The organism is Pseudomonas frederiksbergensis (assembly GCF_000802155.2).
Lineage (GTDB): Bacteria > Pseudomonadota > Gammaproteobacteria > Pseudomonadales > Pseudomonadaceae > Aquipseudomonas > Aquipseudomonas frederiksbergensis_A.
Genome location: NZ_JQGJ02000061.1, coordinates 1 through 929, shown reverse-complemented (window position 1 = coordinate 929; position 929 = coordinate 1). Strand labels below are relative to the sequence as shown.

The following is a 929-nucleotide window of genomic DNA, read 5'->3' as shown; positions in this document are numbered from 1 at the left end:
CCCGGCACGCCGACAGCCGCGAAGTTGAAGTCGTGGCGCACTTGCCAGGATTTTTCCTTGGCGTTGTCGTAGCTGGAGTTGTAGCTGTCGTTCGCCAGGGTGCCGCCGCTGGTGCCGTTGACGCGCATCCAGGCATCGTCGCCGCCGACTTTCTGCAGGCCGACGTAGAAGGTGTTGCCACCGTATTTGGCGGAGAGCATGGCGAAGGCGGTTTTGTTGTCGAGGTCGCCGGCCAGGGCGCTGCCGTTTTCCTTGCCGGTGAAGTAACCGAGGTTGGCGCCCAGGGTCCAGTCGCCCATGGGTTGGCTGTGGGTCAGGTTGAAATACTGCTGCTGGTAGATGTCGGACAGTTCCGCGTACCAGACACCGACCTGGGTGCGTTTTTCGTTGAAGGCGTATTCGCCGCCGCCGAAGTTGAAACGGTCGGAGGTGAACGCACCGCGGCCGTTCATCGACATGTCTTCCATGCTCGCGTCGTTACGCGGGCTGTTGCCACGGAACTGGCCGCCGTAGAGGCTCAGGCCGTTGATTTCGGTGGAGGTCACCTGGCCGCCACGGAAGGTCTGGGGCAGGGAACGACCATCGTCGGAACGCAGGATCGGCAGCACCGGCATCCACTCGCCGACCTTCAGTTCAGTCTTGGAGACCTTGGCCTTCAGGGCCACGCCCAGGCGACCGAAGTCATCGGCCGGACGGCCGTCGTCATGGATCGGCAGCAAGGAAGTGTTTGCAGTGCCACGGCCACCGTCGAGCTTGACCGAGTACATGCCCAGTACGTCCACGCCGAAACCGACGGTGCCTTGGGTGAAACCGGACTTGGCGTCGAGGATGAAACTCTGGGTCCACTCTTCGGCTTTGCCCTGGGCATTGTCCGGATTGGTGAAGTTGCGGTTGATGTAGAAGTTGCGCAGGTTCAGGGTGGCTTTGGC

At 62.0% G+C, this 929-nt stretch carries 1 protein-coding gene; it reads right to left on the bottom strand.

What is annotated here, in order from left to right; all coding sequences use genetic code 11:
- Positions 1 to 929, bottom strand: a 929-nt coding sequence (locus JZ00_RS29665; protein ID WP_052742405.1) for an OprD family porin, incomplete at both ends; no start/stop codon positions are given.